Consider the following 23,340-nt stretch of genomic DNA (forward strand, 5'->3'; position numbering starts at 1 on the left):
GCATCCACCGATGAAGTTCACCAACGGCTACTGGCAGCTCCTCCCGGGCGTGCAGGTGCTGCGTCCGCGCAGCATCGCCGACGTCGTCGTCGGAGAGGACACGCTGACGGTCTACAGCGCCACGGTTCCGCTGACCTCGCGGGGGGACACCCTCAACCGCCCCCTGGTCACGGTGACGTTCACGTCGCCGATGGACGACGTGATCGGCGTCCGGATCGAGCACCACACGGGCGGTGTGCCGGCCCGGCCGGCGTTCGCCGTGCGCCGGGGCGATGCCGACGTCAAGGTCGTCGCCGACGGTTCGGTCGCGACGTTCACGTCGGGTGGCCTCACGGCGCGCGTGTCGGCGGACGGCGCGTGGAACGTGGACTTCGAGGCGAACGGTCGGGTCCTGACCTCGTCGACGGCCCGCAGCATCGGCGTGGTCACGGACGCGGGCGGCGCGGCCTACGTGCACGAGCAGCTCGCCCTCGGCGTCGACGAGCACATCTACGGGCTCGGGGAGCGCTTCGGTGCGTTCGTCAAGAACGGGCAGTCCGTCGACATCTGGAACGCCGACGGCGGGACCGCGACGGAGCAGGCGTACAAGAACGTGCCGTTCTTCCTGTCCGACGCCGGGTACGGCGTGTTCGTCGACCATCCCGGTCGGGTCTCGTTCGAGGTGGGCTCCGAGGCGGTCTCGCGCACGCAGTTCTCGGTGCCCGGCGAGGTGCTGCAGTACTACGTCGTGCACGGCCCGTCGCCCAAGGAGGTGCTGCGCCGATACACCGCGCTCACCGGGCGGCCGGCGCGGGTCCCGGCGTGGTCGTACGGCCTGTGGCTCTCGACGTCGTTCACCACCCAGTACGACGAGGCGACCGTCATGTCGTTCGTCGACGGGATGGCCGAGCGGGGGCTGCCGCTGAGCGTCTTCCACTTCGACTGCTTCTGGATGCGCGCGTTCCACTGGACCGACTTCACGTGGGACCCGGCGACGTTCCCCGACCCCGAGGGTCTCCTGCGGCGGCTGCACGACAAGGGCCTGAAGGTCTGCGTCTGGATCAACCCGTACATCGCGCAGCGCTCGCGGCTGTTCGAGGAGGGCCGCGCGGGCGGGTTCCTGGTCACGCGCGCCGACGGCTCGGTCTGGCAGACCGACGACTGGCAGGCGGGGATGGCGCTGGTCGACTTCACCAACCCGGCGGCGGCCGCCTGGTACCAGGACCACCTGCGTCACCTGCTCCGCCAGGGGGTCGACGCCTTCAAGACCGACTTCGGCGAGCGGATCCCCACGGACGTGGTCTGGCATGACGGCTCGGACCCCGAGCGGATGCACAACTACTACACGCACCTGTACAACCGTGCGGTGTTCGAGGTCCTCGAGGCCGAGCGCGGCGCGGGCGAGGCGGTGCTGTTCGCGCGGTCGGCGACGGCGGGCGGGCAGCAGTTCCCGGTCCACTGGGGCGGCGACTGCGAGTCGACGTTCGTCTCGATGGCAGAGTCGCTGCGCGGCGGGCTGTCGCTGGCGTCGTCGGGCTTCGGGTTCTGGAGCCACGACATCGGCGGGTTCGAGGGGACCCCGGACGCGGCCGTGTTCAAGCGGTGGCTGGCGTTCGGCCTGCTCTCGTCGCACAGCCGGCTGCACGGGTCCGACTCCTACCGGGTGCCGTGGGCGTTCGACGAGGAGGCCGTGGACGTCGCCCGCCTCTTCACCCGGCTCAGCTTCTCGCTCATGCCGTACCTGGGCCGCGTCGGCGAGGACGCCCACGCTCGGGCTGCCGGTGATGCGCCCGATGGTCCTGGAGTTCCCCGACGATCCCGGCGCCGCGACGGTCGCGACCCAGTACATGCTCGGCGAGAGCCTCCTGGTCGCGCCGGTGTTCACGGCGGACGGCCGAGTGAACGTCTACGTGCCGGAGGGCGTCTGGACATCGCTGCTGACCGGCGAGAAGGTCGCCGGACCGCGCTGGTTCTCCGAGACGCACGATGTCCTGTCGCTGCCGCTGTACGTCCGCCCCGACACGGTCCTGCCGGTGGGTGCGCGCGAGGACCGGCCGGACTACCCGTGGGCCGACGGGGTCACGCTGCGCCTGTTCGAGCTCGCCGACGGCCATCGGTCCGTGACCACCGTCCCGTCCGAGGACGACGCCGAGCCCGCGACCTTCGTCGTGACCCGTGACGGCGACCGGGTGCGGGTCAGCGCCCGCAACGCCCGGGGGAAGCTGGCGGGTGCAGGTGGGCTCCGACGGCGCCGCGGTCCAGGGCCAGGACGACGGGGAGGTCGAGCTCGCCCTCTGAACGCTCTGAACGCGTCCCCGCAGCGCGCGGGCGACCCGTTGCGGGAGCGCTCCCACGTGCCGTATCGTAACGTTTCGACGCCATGCCAGACGGACCGCGCACGCAATGACGCCGCGACTCGTACCGGCCTCTGACACAGCCACCCAAACAGAAAGACGCCTCACATGACGACTCCGCGACCCTCCGGCCGCCGATTCCCGGACGACTTCCTCTGGGGATCCGCCACCGCGTCCTACCAGATCGAGGGTGCCGTGCACGAGGGTGGTCGGGCGCCGTCGATCTGGGACACGTTCTCCCGCACGCCGGGCAAGGTGCAGGACGGGGACACCGGCGACGTCGCCGTCGACCACTTCCACCGCGTGCCGCAGGACGTCGCGATGATGGCCGACCTGGGCCTGCAGGCGTACCGGTTCTCGATCTCATGGTCCCGCGTGCAGCCGGACGGTTCGGGCGCGTTCCTCCAGGCGGGCCTCGACTTCTACTCCGACCTGGTGGACCGGCTGATCGCGGCCGGCATCAAGCCCGTCGCCACGCTCTACCACTGGGACCTGCCGCAGGCGCTCGAGGACGAGGGCGGCTGGGCCAACCGCCGGACCGCGATCCTGTTCGGCGAGTACGCCCGCAAGATGGCCGAGGTGCTGGGGGACCGCATCCACCTGTGGACGACCCTGAACGAGCCGTGGTGCTCGGCCTACCTGGGCTACGCCTCGGGCGTGCACGCGCCCGGCCGCACCGACGACGTCTCGGCGCTCCGCGCGGTGCACCACCTCAACCTCGCGCACGGCCTGGCGGGCCGGGCCGTCAAGGACGTGCTCGGTCAGGACACCCCGGTGTCCGTCACGCTGAACCTGCACGTCACACGCGCCGCCACGGACGCCCCGGAGGACCTCGAGGCCAAGCGGCAGATCGACACCATCGGCAACGAGGTGTTCCTGCGCCCGATGCTCGACGGCGAGTACCCCAAGGAGGTCTTCGCCGACACCGAGCACCTCACCGACTGGTCGTTCGTGCAGGACGAGGACCTCGACATCATCCAGGTGCCGCTGGCCGTCCTCGGCATCAACTACTACTCGACCGGCCGCGTCCGCTGGGGCACCCCGGAGGTCGGCGACGGTGGTCCCGGCCCCGACGGTCACCGCTCCTCGGCGTCGAGCCCGTGGGTCGGTGCGACGAACGTCGAGTTCCTCCCGCAGCCCGGCCCGCACACGGCGATGGGCTGGAACATCGAGCCCGAGGGTCTGGTCGACCTGCTCGTCGAGGTGCACGAGCGCTACCCGGCCCTCCCGCTCGCGATCACCGAGAACGGCGCCGCGTTCGACGACGAGGTGACGCCCGACGGCCGTGTCCACGACGTCGACCGGGTCGCCTACCTGCACGACCACATCGACGCGGTCGGTGAGGCCATCGAGCGTGGCGTCGACGTCCGTGGGTACTTCGTCTGGTCGCTGATGGACAACTTCGAGTGGTCCTACGGCTACTCGAAGCGGTTCGGCGTGGTCCGCGTGGACTACGGCACCCTGGAGCGCACGGTCAAGGACTCGGGTCTCTGGTACAGCGACCTGATCGCCACCAACGCGATCCCCGCCCCGGCAGCTCACCTCTAGCACCACCCATGACGTCCGCGCTCGTGAGGTCGGGAGCCCTCTGAGCGCGGACGTCCGGCTTTTCCGGGACGCCCGACGAGCGGTGGCGCATGGGGGAGGATGGAGCCCGTGGGACGACGATCGACCAAGCGGCCGTACGGTGCCGAGCACGTCGAGCTCGACCTCGACCGGGCCACCGCAGGACGGACGAGCGAGAGCGATCGCGACGGAGAGTGGTCGGTCCAGCGCGTCCGCGGCTCCGATCGCGAGTACCGCTGCCCCGGCTGCGACCAGGTGCTGGCCGCGGGCACCGCGCACGTCGTCGCCTGGCGCACGGACGGCCTGTTCGGCGAGGCCGTCGACGACCGCCGCCACTGGCACACGTCCTGCTGGCAGGCCCGCGACCGCCGCGGCCCGACCCGCCGATGAGCGCTCCGACGAGCGCGCCCCGGCTCATCGCCACGGACCTCGACGGCACGTTGCTCCGCGACGACGGCACGGTGTCCGCCCGGACGGCCGCGGCCCTGCGCGCGGCGGCCGACGCCGGGATCGAGGTCGTGTTCGTGACCGCGCGACCCGCACGCTGGCTGGACGACCTGGCCGAGCACGTCGCCGGCCACGGCGTCGCCATCTGCGCGAACGGCGCGGCGGTCGTCGACGTCGCGACGCGCCAGGTGCTGGCCGAGCACGGGATGTCGGACGAGCTCGTCGCGACGATCGCGCGGCGGGTCCGCGCGGCATGGCCGGACGCCACCTTCGCCGTCGAGAACGCCGCAGGCATCGGTCTGGACACCAGGTTCCCGTCGCCGCACGAGAACCCCGTGGGGAGCCCGGTCGCCGACCGGGTCGAGGACGTGCTCACCGGGTCGACGTTCAAGCTCCTGGTGAAGAGCGCCGACCGCCCGGCGCGGACGTTCGCCGCCGACCTCGCGGCCGTCGTCGGCGAGCTCGCGATCGTCTCCGACTCGGGCGCGTCCGGCCTCGGCGAGATCTCCGGACCGGGGGTGACCAAGTCGGCGACCCTGGAACGCTGGGCCGCCGACCGCGGGATCGGCGCGGCCGACGTCTGGGCGCTCGGCGACGCCCCCAACGACCTGTCGATGCTGACCTGGGCGGGCGCGTCCTTCGCGGTGGCCAACGCTCACCCGAGCGTCCTGGCCGCGTCCACCCACCGGTGCGCCGCCAACACCGACGACGGCCCGGCGGACGTGCTCGACCTCGCGATCGCCCGGGTCCGCTAGGCCCGGCGGACCGCCACCAGCACGGCGTCGCGGATCTCGACGGGCTCTCCGTCGGTGCCCACGACGGTGCGCGATGGCGACGACGCGGTCACGTCCCACTGCGCCGGGTCGAGCGTCACGCCGATGTCCTCGGCGGTGAACAGCAGGTCCGCGCGGTCGGGCCGCTGGATCTGCGTCGAGCCGTGGTCGGACGGGTGGTGCCCGACGACGAGCAGGGTCCCGCCGGGGCGGACGGCGGCGGCGAGGCGGCCGTGCAGGGACCGCAGCGCGTCGGACGGCAGGTGCATGAACTGCGCGGACACCAGGTCGAAGCGGTCGACGCCGGGCCCCCAGGTCAGGACGTCGCGCTGCTCCCAGCTGATCGACAGCGCGCCGGCCAGGGCGGCGGACCTGTCCAGGGCGACCTGGGAGATGTCGATCGCGGTCACGTCCCACCCGTGGGAGGCCAACCAGATGGCGTCGGCGCCCTCGCCGGACCCCACGTCCAGCGCGGTCCCGGCCGCGAGCGGCGAGACGACGGAGACGAGGTGCGGGTTCGGGTTGCCGCTCCAGATGCGGTCGGCGGAGCTGTATCGCTCGTCCCAGAACTCCGGCGTGTACAGGATCTCGGCGTGCTGGTCATGGCTCATGCGATCATCCTGCCGCGTGCGACGCCGCCCGCTCGCACGGGGTTGCCGAACCGGCAATAGGCTCGTCCCGATGAGCACCGACGGCACCGACGCACACCCGATCCGCTCCCTGACGGTCCTGCCCGCGCGACGCGCGGACGTCGAGCTGCACACCGCGGACGGCCTGACGCTCGTCGGCGAGCTGGCCGTCCCGGAGCACGCGCCGCCCGCGGCCACCCTGGTGACGCTGCACCCCCTGCCCACGCACGGCGGTTACATGGACTCGCACATCTACCGCAAGGCGGCCTGGCGGCTGCCCGCGATGGCGGACCTGGCCGTCCTGCGGTTCAACACACGGGGGACGGCGAGCCCGCGGGGCACCAGCGGCGGCGCGTTCGACGGTGGTCTGGCCGAGCGGTTCGACGTCGCGGCGGCGATCGAGTTCGTCGAGTTCCACGACCTGCCCCGCCCCTGGCTGGTGGGCTGGTCGTTCGGCAGCGAGCTGGTCCTCATGCACGGTCGCGACCCGGCGATCGAGGGCGCGATCCTGCTCTCGCCGCCGCTGCACCGCGCCACGGATGCGGACCTCGACGCGTGGGCTGCGTTCGGCAAGCCGCTGGTCGTGCTGGTCCCGGAGCTCGACGACTACCTGCGTCCCGACGAGGCCCGCGCGCGGTTCGCCCGCGTCCCGCAGGCCGAGGTGATCGGCGTCGTCGGCGCCAAGCACCTGTGGGTGGGGGAGTCGTCCGTGCGCCGGGTGCTCGACGAGATAGTCGGCCATGTCCTGCCCGACCATCCGCTGCCGCTGCCGACGGAATGGGCCGGCGACACCGTGGAGGCGACCGCATGATCCCGCTCCTGCTCCTGCACGCCTTCCCGCTCGACCACCGGATGTGGGACGAGGTCGAGGCATTGCTCAGGGGCTTCCCGGCCGTGTTCGCGCCGGACCTGCCGGGCGACCTCCTCCGCCAGGAGCCGGCGCTCGAGGCCGTCGCCGACGCCGCGGCCGAGCAGCTGCGCGCCGCCGGGATCGACCGGGTGCTCGTCGGCGGGCTGTCGATGGGCGGTTACGTCGCGCTCGCGCTGGTCGAGCGCCACCCGGACCTCGTCGCCGGCCTCGCGCTGATCGACACCAAGTCCACGGCAGACGCGCCGGAGGCGCACGCGAACCGCCTGCGCGTCGCCGACGAGGCCGAACGCTCCGGGAGCGTCGACGTCGTGCGGCCCATGAGCGGGGTGCTCCTGGGGGAGACCACGCGCGCGCTGCGACCGGAGGTCACGGCCGTCGTCGACGGCTGGATCGGCGAGCAGGACCCCGCCGTGGTGGCGTGGTGCCAGCGCGCGATGGCCGGCCGTCCCGATCGCACCGACGTCCTGCGGACCTTCGACGGGCCGTTCGTGGTGGTCGTCGGTGCCGAGGACACGGTCACCCCGGTCGCGGCCGCCGAGCACATGGTTCAGGCGGCACCCCACGCACGCCTCGTGGTCGTCCCGCGCGCCGGCCACCTGACCGCGATCGAGAACCCGGCCGCGGTCGCGGCCGCCCTCGGCGGGCTACTTTCCTAGCAGCCGCGCCAACGCCGCGGACAGGTCGATCGACTCGCCGTCCTTGCCGCCGGCCCCGAGCACGAGGGTGGGCTCCGACGGGGTCGGCGTCACACCCTTGAACCGCGCGGACAGGCTTCCCGGCACGGTGAGGATGTAGAAGTTCCCCGCCGTGTCGATCGCGATCGTCTCGTCCTTGCGCAGGTACCAGCCGGTCAGCGGCGTCTTGTACCGCGTCCCGCCGTCGTAGCTGTGCGCGCGGGCTTCGACCGGCTGCGGGCCGAACTTCTGCGACTGCACACGCCGCAGGAACGCGGTGATCTGCTCGCGGGCCGCAGCGGACTCCTGCCGCTGACGCGTGGCCAGCACCTCTTCGTGAGCGGCCGCGGTCGCCCGCTGGCGCTCACGCCACGTGGCCGTCGCGTCGACGGGCGCGGGGGCCGGGTTCAGGGAGTTCTGGTCGGACAACGGTCGATCTCCTCGTCAGGGCGCGACGGTGCGCTCTCAGTGGGTCGGCGCGGGTGCGTCGTCCTTGCCCGCAGTCTGCTGGTCGTGCGACTCGGAATCCGCGGACGCGTCGGACTTCACCTCAGGAGTCACCTGTTCGGGTGACGAGTCGTCCGACGGGCCCGCCTGCGCGGGGACCCCGGACGCGGGTGCGGCAGCGGCGGCCGAGACCGGGGCCGGGCGCGACTTGGCGGGGCGAGCCGCCGGTCGCGCCGACTTCCCGCCGGCCTTGTCCTCCTTGGCCGGCGGTTGCGTCGCCGTCGACTTCTTCTGCTCCTCCTCGAACGCAGCCTCGGCGCGCGATGCCCGCTCGAGGGTGGCTCGGTCCGGGTTGTGCCCGAGCAGGTTGCGCAGCTCGTCGAGGTAGGAGGTGATCGACTCGCGCTGCCGGTTCAGGTCCTCGACCTGTCGTGCGGCGGACGTCCGCTCCCGCTCCGACTCGATCATCGCGTCGGAGATCTGCTTCTCGGCGTGCTCGCGCGCCTCGGCGACCACGCGGTCGGCATTCTTGCGCGCGTTGGACAGCAGCTCCTTGGCGTGCGTCTCGGCGTCGGTGCGGACCTTGTCGCCCTGCGCCAGGGCCTTGGCCACGCGCTGCTCGGCCTCCGACGCGTGCGCCTCGGCGTCGCGCACCAGGCGCTCGGTGTCGGCGCGTGCGGTCTCGTGCCGGTCGGCGTCCTCGCGCTCCGCGGCCTCTCGTCGCGACGCGATCGACAGCTCGGCGTCGGCCAGCTGCTGCTCGGCCGAGCGGACCAGCTCGTCGGCCATGGTCTTGGCGTTCGTCGTCAGCTCGGCCGCCGCGCGTCGGGCCTCGGTCAGCGCGCGCTCGGACTCGAGGCGGGTCCGCTCGCGCAGCTCGGCGGTCTCCCGGTCGGTCGCGGCGCGCAGCTCGGCGGTCTCGCGGTGCGTGACCTCCTGCAGCTCCTGCGCCTCGCGGTGGGTGACGTCGCGAAGGTTCCCGGTCTCGTGGTTCGCCCGTTCGCGCAGCTCGGTGGTGTCGCGCTCGGCGGTCGCCCGCAGGTCCACGGCGTACCGCTCGGCATCGCCCCGCAGCGCGACGACGGCCTGCTGGGTCTCGGCGCGGAACGTTGCCAGCTCGTCGGCGGCGGACGCACGCAGCTCCCCGGTCTCGCGCTCGGCCTGCGCGCGGACGAAGGCGGCGTACTGCTCGGCCTCGACCCGCAGCGCAGCGACCTCGGCGGCGACCCGCTGCTGGAGCGCGGAACCATCCCGCTCGGCGGCGGCGCGCACGCCGTCCGCGTACTCCTGGGTCTGCACGCGCAGCGAGGTGACCTCCTGGGCGGCCTGCTGGCGCAGCGCGGCCACCTCGGCGGCGGCGTCGGAACGCTGCTGCGCGACGTACCGGTCGACCTCGGTGCGCTGTCCGGCCAGCTCGGCCTCGACCCGCTGGCGCAGCTCGGTGGTGTCGGCGTCGGCGCTCTGACGCAGGTCCTGCGCGTAGTGCTCGGCGTCCTCGCGCTGCGCGGTCGTCTCGACCTCGCTCCGCGACCGCAGCTCGCTGGCGGTGCGCTCGGTGGCGATCCGCAGCTGCGTGGCCTCGTGCTCGACGCTCGCGCGCAGCGTGCCCAGCTTCGCGCTCGAGGGAGCCGCGACGCTCGCTCTCCTCGGTCGTGATCGCGCTCTGGATGCGCGCCGCCTCGCGCTCGGCGGATCCCACCAGCTCCTCGGCACGGCGCTGGGCGGCGGTCAGCGTGCTCTCGGCCTCCGACGACGCCGTCGTGCGGACCTCGTCGGCCTCACGACGAGCGGTCGCGATCAGCTCGGCGACCTCGTTCTCCGCACGGGCGCGCAGCTGTCCCGACGAGAAGCTTGGCGCGCGCCAGGGCGTCGGCCGCCTGCGCGTTCGCCTGGGTGACGACGTCGGAGGACTGCTCCTCCGCAGACCGCAGCAGCTGCTCGATGCGCGAACCGAGTCCCGAGTAGGTGGGGCGCTCGGCCTCGCGGAGCTGGCGGTGGGCCTCCGAGAGGCTCGCCGGCCACCTGCATGGCGCGACCGTCGAGCTGCTCGACCTGGGCCCGCGCGTCGGCAAGCGACTTCTCGAGATCGGAGATGTGGGAGTCGACCGATTCGCGTTCGTATCCGCGGAAGTTGACGACGGGGAAGGGGGTCCGGGCGTCGGGCACGAGCGATCCTCCTGGGACTGTGACTCCGGGAAGCCGCCTCGGTCGAGACGCTCTGTGACATCCGGAGCCCGGGCGCAACGATACGCGTCTTCACTCGTCCTTGGCTTCGGCCGTTGCGCGTGATCACGCGCCCGGCCCAAGCGTGCCGGGTGCGTCAGGAACGCCCCGGTTCGGTCGTGACATGCCGCTCTGCCTATCCTGGGGCAACTCGGCACTGGAGGATCCTGCGTGGTGAAGCGACTTGTCATCGCCGCCGTCGGCGTCGTCGGACTGGTCGTCATCGGTCTCGGCGTGGCCTCGGCGACGGTGTGGAGGGCCGACGACGTGCTCGTCGCCGGAACCTCGGACGGACCTCACACGCTGGTCACGGATCCCGGTGTGCTCGAGCTCGGCGGGGATCCGGTGACCGTGCGCGTGACGGTCCCCGACAAGGGCACGGTGACGCTCGCGGTCGGCCGCGACACGGACGTCAAGGGCTGGATCGGCACCGAGTCGTACGGGCAGGTGACCGGCCTGAAAGCTGGCGCGAGCTCGCCGTCTCCGGTGTCAAGGACACGACGCCCGAGCCGTCGCCGAGTGCGAGCGCTGCGGCCGATGGCGCGGCTGCAGCCCCCGCACCGAGCCCGACGCCGACCTCCGACGCGGCCGCCGTCGTGCCGACGGCTTCGGATCCTGCCGGGTCCGACCTCTGGGTCGTCCAGGCGACGGGCAAGGGTGTGGCGTCGCTCGAGTGGCCGCAGCAGGAGGGCCGCTGGAGCCTGATCGCGGTGAGCACGGGCGCCTCCGCACCCCACCTGACGCTGGCGTGGCCGAGGACGGTCACGACGCCCTGGCTCTGGCCGGCGGTCGTCGTCGGGCTCCTGCTCGTCCTGCTCTCCGTCTGGCTCCTGGTCCGCGACCTGCGTCGGCAGCGCCTGGGTCTCGACGAGGAGTGGCACCCGGTGGAGACGGGTGCGATCCCCACCATCCTGGCCGAGGACGTCGACGCGATCCCGGTGCTCACCCGTCGCCAGATGCGGGAGGCCGTTGCCGCTCGGGCGGCTCGCCCCGCCGCGCCGCGCACCGGCCAGGTCCGCCAGGTGGCGCCACCGTTGCCGGACACGGAGGTCCGCACGGCAACGACCCCGGTCGACGCGCCACCGACGAGCCGCCGGGCGCTCCGGGCGGGCTCGCCGCAGACGTCCCCGACCGCAGCCGTCCCGACGACGTCGGCCGAGGGCCCTCTCCCGTCTCCCGCGCCCGTCGGCCCGGGGGCCGCCGGCTGGACTCCCGCGTCCCCGCGTCCGTCGACCGGTCCGTCGGCACCGGATGCTTCGGCACCGACCGGCGCGGCAACTGGCGGCTCGGCACCGAACGGCGTCACACCGGTGGGCTCGGCGTCCGCCGGCGCCGCGCCCGTGGGAACGGCAGCCTCGACCGATCCCGACGGGCCGCACGGACGCCCGTCGTGGCTCAACCCTGCCGGTTCGACCGCGTCAGGTGCGGGCGCGCGGTCTGCGGGTCCGCCGGCACAGGCGCCGCTCAACGCGCCGACCGGCCGCCCCGGTTCCGGTGATCGCCCGGCCGCGTCGACCAACCCGTCGACCGGAGCCCCCACCGACGCGGCGACAGGCGCCCCGACGGCCCCCACGGCCGACGGCGCGGAGCCGGGCGGCTCACCGGCGCGCGGGGCCGCGGCCTGGGCGACCGTGACCGCGCCGACGCCCGCGGTGTCGTCGACCGATGCTCCCGACCCGCACGCGGGCCGACCGGCGTGGCTGGCGACCACCGCCCACGACGCACCGCAGGAGACGGCCGGCGGGTCTCGGGCGGACGCCTGGCGCCGCGCGTGGGGTCTGCCACCGACCGAGACACCGTCCCCGCAGCCCCCGACCGAGAGCACCGACGAGACCAGCGAACAGGAGGACGGCCGATGATCCGCCGCCCACGTCGTCGCGCGGCCCTCGTCGCCGGGACCGTCGGCCTCGCCCTGGTCGTCCTGTCCGCCTGCGCCTCGCCACTGCCCCAGCCGGACCCGGCGCCCGTCCCAGCGGTCGCCCCGCCCGCCACGACGATCGGGCAGTCGGACGATGTCCTCACCGACCTGGGTGCGGTCCTGGCGGCCGGCGACGCGGCCCTCGACCCGGCACTCCTCGCCCCGCGCGTCTCGGGTCCGGCGCTCGCGATCCGCTCTGCGGAGTACGTCCGCGCGAAAGCGACGGCCAACGTCAAGCCGCCGACGGTCATCCCGACCAAGGCCCAGGCGCTGATCCTCCCGCAGACCGACACGTGGCCACGGACGCAGCTGGTGGTGACCGAGCAGCCCGACGACCTGCAGGCGCCGCGCATCCTCGTCCTGCAGCAGAGCGCACCGCGCGACCAGTACCACCTGTGGGGCTGGGGCCGCATGGGTCAGGGCATCAAGATGCCGCCGACGGCCGCCCCGGCGACCGGGAGCCCCGTGCTGGCCCCGGACACCGCCAGCCTCAAGGTCGCGCCGGCCGACGTCTTCGCCCAGTACTCCGACGTGCTCGCCAACGGCACGGCCTCCCAGTACAACGCGAGCTTCGCGCCGGACGCGTTCCGGACCGGGATCGAGGCCGCGCGTGCGACGACGGCGGCCGGGGTCGGTTCGGCCGGCACCGCGACGGAGACCTACACGCCCGAGCCGACGCCGCTCACCTCGCTCGCGACGCTGGACGGCGGCGCGATCGTCGTCGGACAGCTCACCACCGTCTCGACCGTCCAGCTCACCGCCGGCGGCACGGTCCGGATCGACGATCCGTTCTACGCCGCGCTCACCGGGAAGTCGTCGGCGTCGAGCAGCTTCATCCGCACGTTCACCGACGTCGTGATCATGTACGTCCCGCCGGCCGGAAGCAGCGCACTCATGCAGGTGCTCGCGGCGGAGCACGCCATCACAACGGTGACCGCCGACTGAGTTTCGGGCAGGCTGTCTCCAGGCCCCGCACACCGACCGACCTCGCACGAAGGATCCACGCCGCATGTCCCAGCCCACCGGACCCCGCCCCCGCCTCGACGTACGCGGCGCGATCGACCTGTCGTCGCTCGCCCGGCCGGCCACGCCGCCGCCCGGCAGTCCGGGAGGCTTGCCCGCGCCGGGCGCCTACGTCGTGGACGTCGACGAGGCGTCCTTCCCGGCGCTCGTGCAGAACTCCACGACGCACCCGGTCGTGGTCGTGCTGTGGGCGGCGTGGAGCGAGGTCAGCACGGCGGTCGCCGCGGACCTCGCCGCCCTGGCCGACGCGGACGGCGGCCGCTGGCTCCTCGCGCGCATCGACGCCGACGCCAACCCGCAGATCGCCCAGGCCTTCCAGGTCCAGCCGCGCGAGGTGCCGACGGTCGTGGCGGTGCTCGCGGGGCAGCCCCTCCCTCTCTTCCAGGGCGCCTACCCGCGCGACCAGGTGCGCGCGGTGCTCGACCAGGTGCTCGCTGCGGCCGAGGCCAACGGGATCACCGAGCGCGTCGCCCCCGTCGGCGAGGGGCCCGAGGCTCCCGACGCGGAGCCTGAGCCGGAGCTGCCGCCGTTGCACCAGGCCGCGTACGACGCCATCGAGCGAGACGACCTCGATGCCGCACGGGCCGCGTACGAGCAGGCGATCAAGGAGGACCCGCGGGACGGGCTCGCGCGGGCGGGGCTCGCGCAGGTCGGACTGCTCGACCGCACCCGCGACGCAGACCTCCAGGCCGCACGAGCGGCAGCGGCCGCGGACCCGAAGGATCTCGACGCGCAGCTCGTCGTGGCGGACCTGGACGTCCTCGGTGGCAAGGTCGACGACGCGTTCGGCCGGCTGATCGACGCGCTGCGGACCACGTTCGGACCGGACCGGGAACGCATCCGGCTTCGTCTCGTGGACCTGTTCGAGGTGATCGGCGGCGACGATCCCCGCGTCGTGGCGGCTCGCCGGGCGATGACGAACGCGCTGTACTGAGCGTTCCCGCAGGTCAAGGCACGTTTCCGCGTGGTGACCCGCGTCACCCGATCGCGATTTGCCCTCGGGGGGCCTGGCCCGTACTGTTCTCGACGTCGCCCGGCAGGGAGGAACGGACACCGAGGATCGAACCTCGATGGCTGGTCCCCCGGACGACACCCCCGGAAGCCCCGACCGACGATCACATCGCCGGTCATCGTGAGTGTCCGGGACGCGGAAGCTCGACTCCTCACCCGACGAACTAACGCTCGGATCGCCCTTCACCGGGAGGCCGGGAGGAAGTTTGACTGGGAGGGCCAACTCCGCTAAGTTAGAACGGTTGCCTCCGGCCAGGTTGAAGGACCTGAATGGATGCGCGTCTGTTCCTTGAGAACTCAACAGTGTGCCAAATAGTCGATGCCATATGGCTTGCTATCGATGATGTCTGCGTCCTTTGGGTGTGGGTGTTTGAGGTGGTGGGTCTTGGTTGAGATGGGTGTCTTTCTTTCACCTCCGTGGGAGGGGGCATCCGAACAGCCGAATTGGATTGGTCGGCCGGGTTGAACCGGTTGGCTGTTTCGTTTTGTCGGTTGCCTTGCTGCTTCGGTGGTGGGGTGCCAGTTGACATTTACGGAGAGTTTGATTCTGGCTCAGGACGAACGCTGGCGGCGTGCTTAACACATGCAAGTCGAACGGTGATGGCCAGCTTGCTGGTCTGATCAGTGGCGAACGGGTGAGTAACACGTGAGCAACCTGCCCTTCACTCTGGAATAACCACCGGAAACGGTGGCTAATACCGGATACGAGACGTACACGCATGTGTCGCGTCTGGAAAGATTTATCGGTGAGGGATGGGCTCGCGGCCTATCAGCTTGTTGGTGGGGTAGTGGCCCACCAAGGCGACGACGGGTAGCCGGCCTGAGAGGGCGACCGGCCACACTGGGACTGAGATACGGCCCAGACTCCTACGGGAGGCAGCAGTGGGGAATATTGCACAATGGGCGCAAGCCTGATGCAGCGACGCCGCGTGGAGGATGACGGCCTTCGGGTTGTAAACTCCTTTCAGCAGGGAAGAAGCGAAAGTGACGGTACCTGCAGAAGAAGCGCCGGCTAACTACGTGCCAGCAGCCGCGGTAATACGTAGGGCGCAAGCGTTGTCCGGAATTATTGGGCGTAAAGGGCGTAGGCGGTTTGTCGCGTCTGCTGTGAAAACCTAAGGCTCAACCTTGGGCTTGCAGTGGGTACGGGCAGACTAGAGTGCGGTAGGGGTGACTGGAATTCCTGGTGTAGCGGTGGAATGCGCAGATATCAGGAGGAACACCGATGGCGAAGGCAGGTCACTGGGCCGCAACTGACGCTGAGGAGCGAAAGCATGGGGAGCGAACAGGATTAGATACCCTGGTAGTCCATGCCGTAAACGTTGGGCACTAGGTGTGGGGCTCATTCCACGAGTTCCGTGCCGCAGCAAACGCATTAAGTGCCCCGCCTGGGGAGTACGGCCGCAAGGCTAAAACTCAAAGAAATTGACGGGGGCCCGCACAAGCGGCGGAGCATGCGGATTAATTCGATGCAACGCGAAGAACCTTACCAAGGCTTGACATACACCGGAAAAGTGCAGAGATGTGCTCCCCGTAAGGTCGGTGTACAGGTGGTGCATGGTTGTCGTCAGCTCGTGTCGTGAGATGTTGGGTTAAGTCCCGCAACGAGCGCAACCCTCGTCCCATGTTGCCAGCGGGTTATGCCGGGGACTCATGGGAGACTGCCGGGGTCAACTCGGAGGAAGGTGGGGATGACGTCAAATCATCATGCCCCTTATGTCTTGGGCTTCACGCATGCTACAATGGCCGGTACAAAGGGCTGCGATACCGCGAGGTGGAGCGAATCCCAAAAAGCCGGTCTCAGTTCGGATTGGGGTCTGCAACTCGACCCCATGAAGTCGGAGTCGCTAGTAATCGCAGATCAGCAACGCTGCGGTGAATACGTTCCCGGGCCTTGTACACACCGCCCGTCAAGTCACGAAAGTCGGTAACACCCGAAGCCAGTGGCCCAACTCGTAAGAGAGGGAGCTGTCGAAGGTGGGACTGGCGATTGGGACTAAGTCGTAACAAGGTAGCCGTACCGGAAGGTGCGGCTGGATCACCTCCTTTCTAAGGAGCATCTGGCATCAGGTCGTCCTGTCATGGGGTGGCTGTGGTGTCCAGGCCCGTTGTCCCTGCCGAACGAGTGGGGGACGGTGCTCGAGGGTGGAACATCGACTGTGGCCGGCTCTTCGAGCTTGGTGGCGCCTAGTACGCCGCAACCCTTCGGGGTTCGGGTGGGAACGGTGGCTGCTGGGGTTGGGGGTCGGCTGGGCACGCTGTTGGGTCCTGAGGGAACAGCCGGAAGGTTGTTCGTTCAGGGTCGCTACGGATCTGGGTCTGCGCTTGCGAGCGTGGGGCGGGTTCGGGGGACTGCGGGCTGGTACCGCTCGGTCGAACCGCTCAGGCGATCAACGCTGCAAGGTGTTGGTGGTGGGGGTAGGCGCTGGGGTGAGGGTGTCAGTACCGGTCGTAGCTTGAGAACTGCACAGTGGACGCGAGCATCTTTTTGAATGATCTTTGTGGTCAAGTTTATAAGGGCACAGGGTGGATGCCTTGGCACTAGGAGCCGAAGAAGGACGTTGTAGCCTGCGATAAGCCTCGGGGAGTTGGCAAACGAACCGTGATCCGAGGATGTCCGAATGGGGAAACCCCGCACGAGTCATGTCGTGTGACCCGCACCTGAATATATAGGGTGTGTGGAGGGAACGGCGGGAAGTGAAACATCTCAGTACCGCCAGGAAGAGATATTCCGTGAGTAGTGGCGAGCGAAAGCGGATCAGGCCAAACCGTGTACGTGTTCAAGCCGGCAGGCGTTGCGTGCACGGGGTTGTGGGACCTTTCCGTTGGATCTGCCGATCCGACAGGGAGTCAGAAAGTCGCGTCATAGTCGAAGGGCATTGAAAGGCCCGGCACAGAGGGTGTGACCCCCGTAGACGAAATGGCGTGGCCTCCCGAAGGGGATCCCAAGTACCCGGGCCCGAGAAACCTGGAGTGAATCTGCACAGACCACTGTGTAAGCCTAAATACTACCTAGTGACCGATAGCGGACAAGTACCGTGAGGGAAAGGTGAAAAGTACCCCGGGAGGGGAGTGAAATAGTACCTGAAACCGTGTGCCTACAATCCGTTGGAGCCTCCCTAGCAGGGGTGACAGCGTGCCTTTTGAAGAATGAGCCTGCGAGTTAGTGGTACGTGGCGAGGTTAACCCGTGTGGGGAAGCCGTAGCGAAAGCGAGTCCGAATAGGGCGTCTCAGTCGCGTGCTCTAGACCCGAAGCGGAGTGATCTAGCCATGGGCAGGTTGAAGCGCGGGTAAGACCGCGTGGAGGACCGAACCCACCAGGGTTGAAAACCTGGGGGATGACCTGTGGTTAGGGGTGAAAGGCCAATCAAACTCCGTGATAGCTGGTTCTCCCCGAAATGCATTTAGGTGCAGCGTCACGTGTTTCTTGCCGGAGGTAAGAGGCCGACTGGATAGCCGATGGGCCCCACCAGGTTACTGACGTTAGCCAAACTCCGAATGCCGGTAAGCCAGAGCGTGGCAGTGAGACTGCGGGGGATAAGCTCCCGTAGTCGAGAGGGAAACAGCCCAGACCACCATGCAAGGCCCCTAAGCGTATGCTAAGTGGGAAAGGATGTGGAGTTGCACAGACAACCAGGAGGTTGGCTTAGAAGCAGCCACCCTTGAAAGAGTGCGTAATAGCTCACTGGTCAAGTGATTCCGCGCCGACAATGTAGCGGGGCTCAAGTATACCGCCGAAGCTGTGGCATTCACACATCGCTAAGCCTTCGTGGTTCAGGCGTGTGGATGGGTAGGGGAGCGTCGTGTGGGCAGTGAAGTCGCGGGGGAACCCAGCGGTGGAGCCCACACGAGTGAGAATGCAGGCATGAGTAGCGAATGACGGGTGAGAAACCCGTCCGCCGAATGACCAAGGGTTCCAGGGCCAGGCTAATCCGCCCTGGGTAAGTCGGGACCTAAGGCGAGGCCGACAGGCGTAGTCGATGGACAACGGGTTGATATTCCCGTACCGGCGAAGAACCGCCCATACCGAGCCCGGTGATGCTAAACGCCCGAAGCACCGCATCGTCCCTTCGGGGACACCGTGGTGTAGAGCGCGTGACCCGAACCGGTAGTAGGTAAGCGTATTAACAGGGGTGACGCAGGAAGGTAGCCGAGCGTGGCGATGGTAGTCCACGTCTAAGGTCGTAGGGTGAGGTGTAGGCAAATCCGCACCTCGTGAAGCCTGAGAGCTGACAGTGACCGCGAATGCGGGAAATCGGTGATCCTATGCTGCCAAGAAAAGCCTCGACGCGAGGTTCTAGCCGCCCGTACCCCAAACCGACTCAGGTGGTCAGGTAGAGAATACCAAGGCGATCGAGAGAATCGTGGTTAAGGAACTCGGCAAAATGCCCCCGTAACTTCGGGAGAAGGGGGGCCTGAAGCGTGAACCGACTTGCTCGGGGAGCGTGAAGGGCCGCAGAGACCAGGGAGAAGCGACTGTTTACTAAAAACACAGGTCCGTGCGAAGTCGCAAGACGATGTATACGGACTGACGCCTGCCCGGTGCTGGAAGGTTAAGAGGACGGGTCAGCCGCAAGGCGAAGCTCAGAATTTAAGCCCCAGTAAACGGCGGTGGTAACTATAACCATCCTAAGGTAGCGAAATTCCTTGTCGGGTAAGTTCCGACCTGCACGAATGGCGTAACGACTTCTCCGCTGTCTCAACCGCGAACTCGGCGAAATTGCACTACGAGTAAAGATGCTCGTTACGCGCAGCAGGACGGAAAGACCCCGGGACCTTTACTATAGTTTGGTATTGGTGTTCGGTGCGGCTTGTGTAGGATAGGTGGGAGACTGTGAAGCCGGCACGCCAGTGTCGGTGGAGTCAACGTTGAAATACCACTCTGGTCGCTCTGGATATCTAACCTCGGTCCGTGATCCGGACTAGGGACAGTGCCTGATGGGTAGTTTAACTGGGGCGGTTGCCTCCTAAAATGTAACGGAGGCGCTCAAAGGTTCCCTCAGCCTGGTTGGCAATCAGGTGGCGAGTGCAAGTGCACAAGGGGAGCTTGACTGTGAGACTGACAGGTCGAGCAGGGACGAAAGTCGGAACTAGTGATCCGGCGGTGGCTTGTGGAAGCGCCGTCGCTCAACGGATAAAAGGTACCCCGGGGATAACAGGCTGATCTTGCCCAAGAGTCCATATCGACGGCATGGTTTGGCACCTCGATGTCGGCTCGTCGCATCCTGGGGCTGGAGTAGGTCCCAAGGGTTGGGCTGTTCGCCCATTAAAGCGGTACGCGAGCTGGGTTTAGAACGTCGTGAGACAGTTCGGTCCCTATCCGCTGCGCGCGCAGGAAACTTGAGAAGGGCTGTCCCTAGTACGAGAGGACCGGGACGGACGAACCTCTGGTGTGCCAGTTGTTCCGCCAGGAGCACGGCTGGTTGGCTACGTTCGGAAGGGATAACCGCTGAAAGCATCTAAGCGGGAAGCCTGCTTCAAGATGAGGTTTCCATGGGGACTTGATCCCCGAGAGGCTCCCAGCTAGACCACTGGGTAGATAGGCCGGATGTGGAAGAGGGGACGAAAGACCCTCGCAGCTGACCGGTACTAATAAGCCGACAACTTCATCACATTCATTCAAGTCAATGTGCTACGCGTCCACTGTGCGGTTCCCGAGAGACGAACGGGAACCCGTTTGACAACTCGACAACGTTACGGCGGTCATAGCGAAGGGGAAACGCCCGGTCCCATTCCGAACCCGGAAGCTAAGCCCTTCAGCGCCGATGGTACTGCACTCGCCAGGGTGTGGGAGAGTAGGACGCCGCCGGACATCATTCAGGAAAGCCACCCCTCCGGGGGTGGCTTTTCCTGTTTCTACGGCGTGTTCATACGGCGGCCGGCCGACGTCGTGCGGCCACTGCCAGCGAGCCGCCTGCCGCCAGCGCAACGAGCAGCCCCGCGCTCAGGCGGAACCAGCCTGAGTGCCAGGCGTCCGCGCCATTCGCGTCGCACTGGTCGCTGATCATGCGGCGGGCGGCATCGGACATCTCTCCGCCGTGTATCAGGTAGCTCGAGCCGGGATGGAAGTGCAGAGCGCTGGCGCATCGATCGCCGTTGTCCGCATACGTCGTCGTCGTCCACGTACCGACCGCGCACCCGGCGCCGATGACGATCGCCAGTACGGCCGCGGCACCGAGCGTGACCAGCGCTGCCGTTCCTGAGGTCCGCGAGCGCACGGGGGTGCTGCGTGCGGATGGGCGTGCGTCGGCATGAACGGTGCCGGCTGCGTCGGACCCCTTCCCGCGGGGTGTCAGTCGGCGGCCTCGAAGACGACGACGCCGAGCGGGGGGACGCGGATCGAGGCGGATGCCGGGCGGCCGTAGTGCTCGACGTCCTCGGCCTGGATCTGGCCGAGGTTGCCGACTCCCGATCCGCCGTAGGCGACGGAGTCCGAGTTGTAGATCTCTCGCCAGGTTCCGCTCTTGGGCAGCGCCAGCAGGTATTCCTCGTGCGGGATGCCCGCGAAGTTGACGACGACCGCGACCGGTGGGACGCCGACCCCCTTACGCAGATAGGCGAGGGTGTTGCGGAACGCGTCGTCGGAGTCGATCCACTCGAACCCGTCGGGGCTGTGGTCGAGCTGCCAGAGCGCCGGTGTCTCGCGGTAGACGCGGTTCAGGTCCGTGACGGACTGCATGACGCCCTGATGGGCGGGGTCGTTCAGCGCGTGCCAGTCGAGGGAGCGCGACTCCGCCCACTCGGTCTGCTGCGCGAACTCGCTGCCCATGAAGAGCAGCTGCTTGCCGGGATGCGTCCACTGGTACCCGAGCAGGAGGCGGACGCCGGCGAGCTTGCCAGTGGTCCCCGGGCATCCGCTCGTACAGCGAGCCCTTGCCGTGCACCACCTCGTCGTGGCTGATGGGCAGGACGAACCGCTCCGAGTAGGCGTAGACCATCGAGAAGGTGATCTCGTTGTGGTGGTAGCGGCGGTGGATCGGCTGCTCGGTCAGGTACCGGAGCGTGTCGTTCATCCAGCCCATGTTCCACTTCAGGCCGAAGCCGAGGCCGTTGCCGTCGGTCGGGGCCGTGACGCCGGGCCAGGCCGTCGACTCCTCGGCGATCATCATGATGCCGGGGGTCCGCCGGTAGGCCGTGGCGTTGGCCTCCTGGAGGAACGAGATGGCGTCCAGGTTCTCGCGGCCGCCGTACTGGTTGGGCCGCCACTGCCCGGGCTTGCGGGAGTAGTCCAGGTAGAGCATCGACGCGACGGCGTCGACGCGCAGCCCGTCGACGTGGAACTCCTCGAGCCAGAACGTCGCGTTGGCGACGAGGAAGTTGCGCACCTCGGACCGGCCGAAGTTGAACACGTACGTGCCCCAGTCGGGGTGCTCGCCCAGCAGGGGGTCCGGGTGCTCGTAGAGCGCGGTGCCGTCGAACTGGGCCAGCGACCACTCGTCCTTGGGGAAGTGCGCGGGGACCCAGTCGACGATGACGCCGATGCCGGCGCGGTGCAGGGTGTCGACGAGGTAGCGGAAGTCGTCCGGGTGGCCGAACCGGGAGGTCGGCGCGAAGTAGGACGACACCTGGTAGCCCCACGAGCCCCCGAACGGGTGCTCCGCGACGGGCAGCAGCTCGATGTGCGTGAAGCCGAGGGCCAGGACGTGCTCGGTGAGCTGGTGTGCGAGGTCGCGGTAGGACAGGCCGACGCGCCAGGAGCCGAGGTGGACCTCGTAGACGCTGATCGGTGCGGTGTGCGGGTCGCGGGTGGTGCGCGCGTTGATCCAGTCCTGGTCGCTCCAGACGAAGCCCTCCTCGATGACGACGGACGCCGTCGCGGGGGGGACCTCGGTGCCGCGAGCCAGGGGATCGGCCTTCTGCCGCCAGGAGCCGTCCTGGCCGAGGATCTCGAACTTGTACCGGGCTCCCGCGCGGACGCCGGGCGCGAAGATCTCCCAGACGCCGCTGTCGCCCAGGGAGCGCATCGCGTGCGACGCGCCCTGCCAGTAGTTGAAGTCGCCGACCACGCGCACGGCGCGGGCGTTCGGGGCCCAGACGGCGAAGGACGTGCCGCTGACCTCGCCCAGCTCGCCGGGGTAGCTGCGCACGTTGGCGCCGAGGACGGTCCACAGGGTCTCGTGGCGACCCTCGCGCACCAGGTGGCGGTCGAGCTCCTGCACGGTGGGCAGGAATCGATAGGGGTCGTCGGCGACCGTCGTGAGGGCGTTGTAGGTGACCTCGAGCCGGTAGTCGGGCACATCGGCGACGGGCAGCACCGCGACCCAGATGCCGTCCTGCTCGTGCCGGGCGGGGATCCGACCGGTGGCTGTGACCACGACGACCGCGTCCGCGAGGGGGCGCAGCGTGCGGATGGTGATGCCACTGCCGCCGGCGTGCGGGCCCAGGACGTCATGAGGCGCGTAGGACACGCCATAGGCGACGTTGCGCAGCACGTCTGTGTCGACAGGGACCGGGGACGGTGCGGCCGGGCTCATCCCCCTACCCAACCACCCGGAGGACGTTTGCGCAGGTCTGTCGCCTGGGTTACCTGTGCCACAGCTAGGCGGTCAACGGCGCGCGGGCGGTCGAGCGGCGCGCCTGCAGACGGGGCAGCGGGGCCATGTACGCCGTGACGGGCCCTCCCGCGAGCATGTTGAGCAGGCAGTCCGCCACCTGCATGCCCATCGCCTGCACGTCCAGACTCATCGCGGAGACGGTCGGGTTGGCCAACCGGCACAACGCCGAGTCGTCCCACGCCAGGAGAGAGAGCTGGTCGGGGACGGTGACACCCATCTCCGCGGCGACGCCGACCGCGGAGACGGCCATGACGTCGTTGTCGAAGACGATCGCCGTCGGGTTGGCGCCCCGGCCCAGCAGTGCACGGGTGGACCGCTCGCCCGACGTGTCGGTGTAGTCGCCCTCGACGATCGTCCCGTCGACGCCGAACCGTTCGCACTCCTCGACGAAGGCCTCGCTGCGCAGCCGCGTGTGCTCGAACTGCGCCGGACCGCTGACCCGCGCCAGCCGGCGGTGGCCCAGGTCGACCAGGTAGCCGACGGCGTCGCGCATGGCCTGGGCGTCGTCGATCCAGACGTTGGAGAAGCCGAACCCGCTGCGGGGTCCGCCGACCACCACGGCGGGCAGGCCGAGCTCGGTGACGACGCCGAGCCGCGGGTCGTGCTCGGTGAGGTTGACGATGACGACGGCGTCGACCATGCCACCCGCCGACCACCGTCGGTACGCGGCGATCTCGGCGTCCATGTCCTTGACCACGTGCAGCAGCAGCGACCGGCCGTCGGTGGCCAGCACCTCCTCCATGCCCGCGATGGGCTCCATGAAGAACGGCTCGAGGCCGAGCATCCGCGCCGGCCGTGCGAGCACCAGCCCGACAGCGTCGGCGCGATGCGTCATGCGCGCGAGCCTAGTGGTTGGCGCGGGCCGCTTC

Annotated in this window: 14 protein-coding genes, 3 rRNA genes and 2 pseudogenes; 12 read left to right on the forward strand and 7 right to left on the reverse strand. The window is 69.2% G+C overall.

The features are described from left to right. Positions 1 to 10 precede the first annotated feature (10 nt). From yicI to AC38ZX_RS04830, 4 genes and pseudogenes are all read left to right on the forward strand, one after another. Positions 11 to 2,277 (forward strand): annotated as a pseudogene (gene yicI, locus AC38ZX_RS04815) (alpha-xylosidase). A gap of 164 nt (positions 2,278 to 2,441) precedes the next feature. Continuing rightward, complete coding sequence (locus tag AC38ZX_RS04820; protein ID WP_491296524.1) at positions 2,442 to 3,881, forward strand: GH1 family beta-glucosidase; 1,440 nt, start codon at positions 2,442 to 2,444, stop codon at positions 3,879 to 3,881. 99 nt (positions 3,882 to 3,980) lie between these two features. Further along, positions 3,981 to 4,289, forward strand: coding sequence for an Rv1322 family protein (locus AC38ZX_RS04825; protein ID WP_491296526.1), 309 nt, complete (start codon positions 3,981 to 3,983; stop codon positions 4,287 to 4,289). Further along, positions 4,286 to 5,101 (forward strand): HAD-IIB family hydrolase, encoded by an 816-nt coding sequence (locus AC38ZX_RS04830; protein WP_491296527.1) that lies wholly within the window; start codon positions 4,286 to 4,288, stop codon positions 5,099 to 5,101. Before AC38ZX_RS04825 ends, AC38ZX_RS04830 begins: the two co-directional genes overlap by 4 nt. On the opposite strand, the gene AC38ZX_RS04835 is transcribed toward AC38ZX_RS04830, so the two are convergent. Beyond that, on the reverse strand, positions 5,098 to 5,730 hold the full coding sequence (locus AC38ZX_RS04835) for a class I SAM-dependent methyltransferase (RefSeq protein WP_491296528.1): 633 nt from the start codon (positions 5,728 to 5,730) through the stop codon (positions 5,098 to 5,100). The genes AC38ZX_RS04830 and AC38ZX_RS04835 overlap by 4 nt on opposite strands. Positions 5,731 to 5,800: 70 nt before the next feature. Between AC38ZX_RS04835 and AC38ZX_RS04840 the strand changes: the two genes are divergently transcribed. Beyond that, on the forward strand, positions 5,801 to 6,559 hold the full coding sequence (locus tag AC38ZX_RS04840) for an alpha/beta hydrolase (RefSeq protein ID WP_491296529.1): 759 nt from the start codon (positions 5,801 to 5,803) through the stop codon (positions 6,557 to 6,559). Further along, on the forward strand, positions 6,556 to 7,275 hold the full coding sequence (locus tag AC38ZX_RS04845) for an alpha/beta fold hydrolase (RefSeq protein ID WP_491296530.1): 720 nt from the start codon (positions 6,556 to 6,558) through the stop codon (positions 7,273 to 7,275). Before AC38ZX_RS04840 ends, AC38ZX_RS04845 begins: the two co-directional genes overlap by 4 nt. Here the strand turns inward: AC38ZX_RS04845 and AC38ZX_RS04850 are convergent. From AC38ZX_RS04850 to AC38ZX_RS04860, 3 genes are all read right to left on the reverse strand, one after another. After that, complete coding sequence (locus tag AC38ZX_RS04850) at positions 7,264 to 7,722, reverse strand: hypothetical protein (RefSeq protein WP_491296531.1); 459 nt, start codon at positions 7,720 to 7,722, stop codon at positions 7,264 to 7,266. The genes AC38ZX_RS04845 and AC38ZX_RS04850 overlap by 12 nt on opposite strands. Before the next feature lie 36 nt (positions 7,723 to 7,758). Further along, positions 7,759 to 9,453, reverse strand: a complete 1,695-nt coding sequence (locus tag AC38ZX_RS04855) for a hypothetical protein (RefSeq protein ID WP_491296532.1) — start codon at positions 9,451 to 9,453, stop codon at positions 7,759 to 7,761. A gap of 65 nt (positions 9,454 to 9,518) precedes the next feature. Further along, positions 9,519 to 9,812, reverse strand: coding sequence for a hypothetical protein (locus AC38ZX_RS04860; RefSeq protein WP_491296533.1), 294 nt, complete (start codon positions 9,810 to 9,812; stop codon positions 9,519 to 9,521). Positions 9,813 to 10,559: 747 nt separating this feature from the next. Here AC38ZX_RS04860 and AC38ZX_RS04865 point away from each other — a divergent pair. From AC38ZX_RS04865 to rrf, 6 genes are all read left to right on the forward strand, one after another. Next, positions 10,560 to 11,822 (forward strand): hypothetical protein, encoded by a 1,263-nt coding sequence (locus AC38ZX_RS04865; protein WP_491296534.1) that lies wholly within the window; start codon positions 10,560 to 10,562, stop codon positions 11,820 to 11,822. Next, positions 11,819 to 12,826, forward strand: a complete 1,008-nt coding sequence (locus AC38ZX_RS04870) for a DUF8094 domain-containing protein (protein WP_426594736.1) — start codon at positions 11,819 to 11,821, stop codon at positions 12,824 to 12,826. The genes AC38ZX_RS04865 and AC38ZX_RS04870 overlap by 4 nt, the downstream gene beginning before the upstream one ends. A gap of 64 nt (positions 12,827 to 12,890) precedes the next feature. Then, positions 12,891 to 13,838: a co-chaperone YbbN gene (locus AC38ZX_RS04875; RefSeq protein WP_491296535.1), complete on the forward strand. Its 948-nt coding sequence runs from the start codon at positions 12,891 to 12,893 to the stop codon at positions 13,836 to 13,838. A 606-nt stretch (positions 13,839 to 14,444) separates the two neighbouring features. Continuing rightward, a 16S ribosomal RNA gene (locus AC38ZX_RS04880) occupies positions 14,445 to 15,964 on the forward strand. Positions 15,965 to 16,418: 454 nt separating this feature from the next. Continuing rightward, positions 16,419 to 19,529 (forward strand): 23S ribosomal RNA (locus AC38ZX_RS04885). A gap of 82 nt (positions 19,530 to 19,611) precedes the next feature. Then, positions 19,612 to 19,728, forward strand: a 5S ribosomal RNA gene (gene rrf / locus AC38ZX_RS04890). The 16S, 23S and 5S rRNA genes sit together here, the layout of an rRNA operon. Positions 19,729 to 19,783: 55 nt before the next feature. On the opposite strand, the gene AC38ZX_RS04895 is transcribed toward rrf, so the two are convergent. From AC38ZX_RS04895 to AC38ZX_RS04905, 3 genes and pseudogenes are all read right to left on the reverse strand, one after another. Then, positions 19,784 to 20,134, reverse strand: a complete 351-nt coding sequence (locus tag AC38ZX_RS04895) for a hypothetical protein (protein ID WP_491296536.1) — start codon at positions 20,132 to 20,134, stop codon at positions 19,784 to 19,786. Positions 20,135 to 20,208: 74 nt separating this feature from the next. Then, positions 20,209 to 22,390: pseudogene (glgB, locus tag AC38ZX_RS04900) on the reverse strand (1,4-alpha-glucan branching protein GlgB). Positions 22,391 to 22,454: 64 nt separating this feature from the next. Then, entirely contained in the window at positions 22,455 to 23,306 is an 852-nt protein-coding gene (locus tag AC38ZX_RS04905; protein ID WP_491296537.1) for a LacI family DNA-binding transcriptional regulator, read from the reverse strand. Between the last annotated feature and the right edge of the window lie 34 nt (positions 23,307 to 23,340).

The organism is Cellulomonas sp. McL0606 (genome assembly GCF_058248365.1).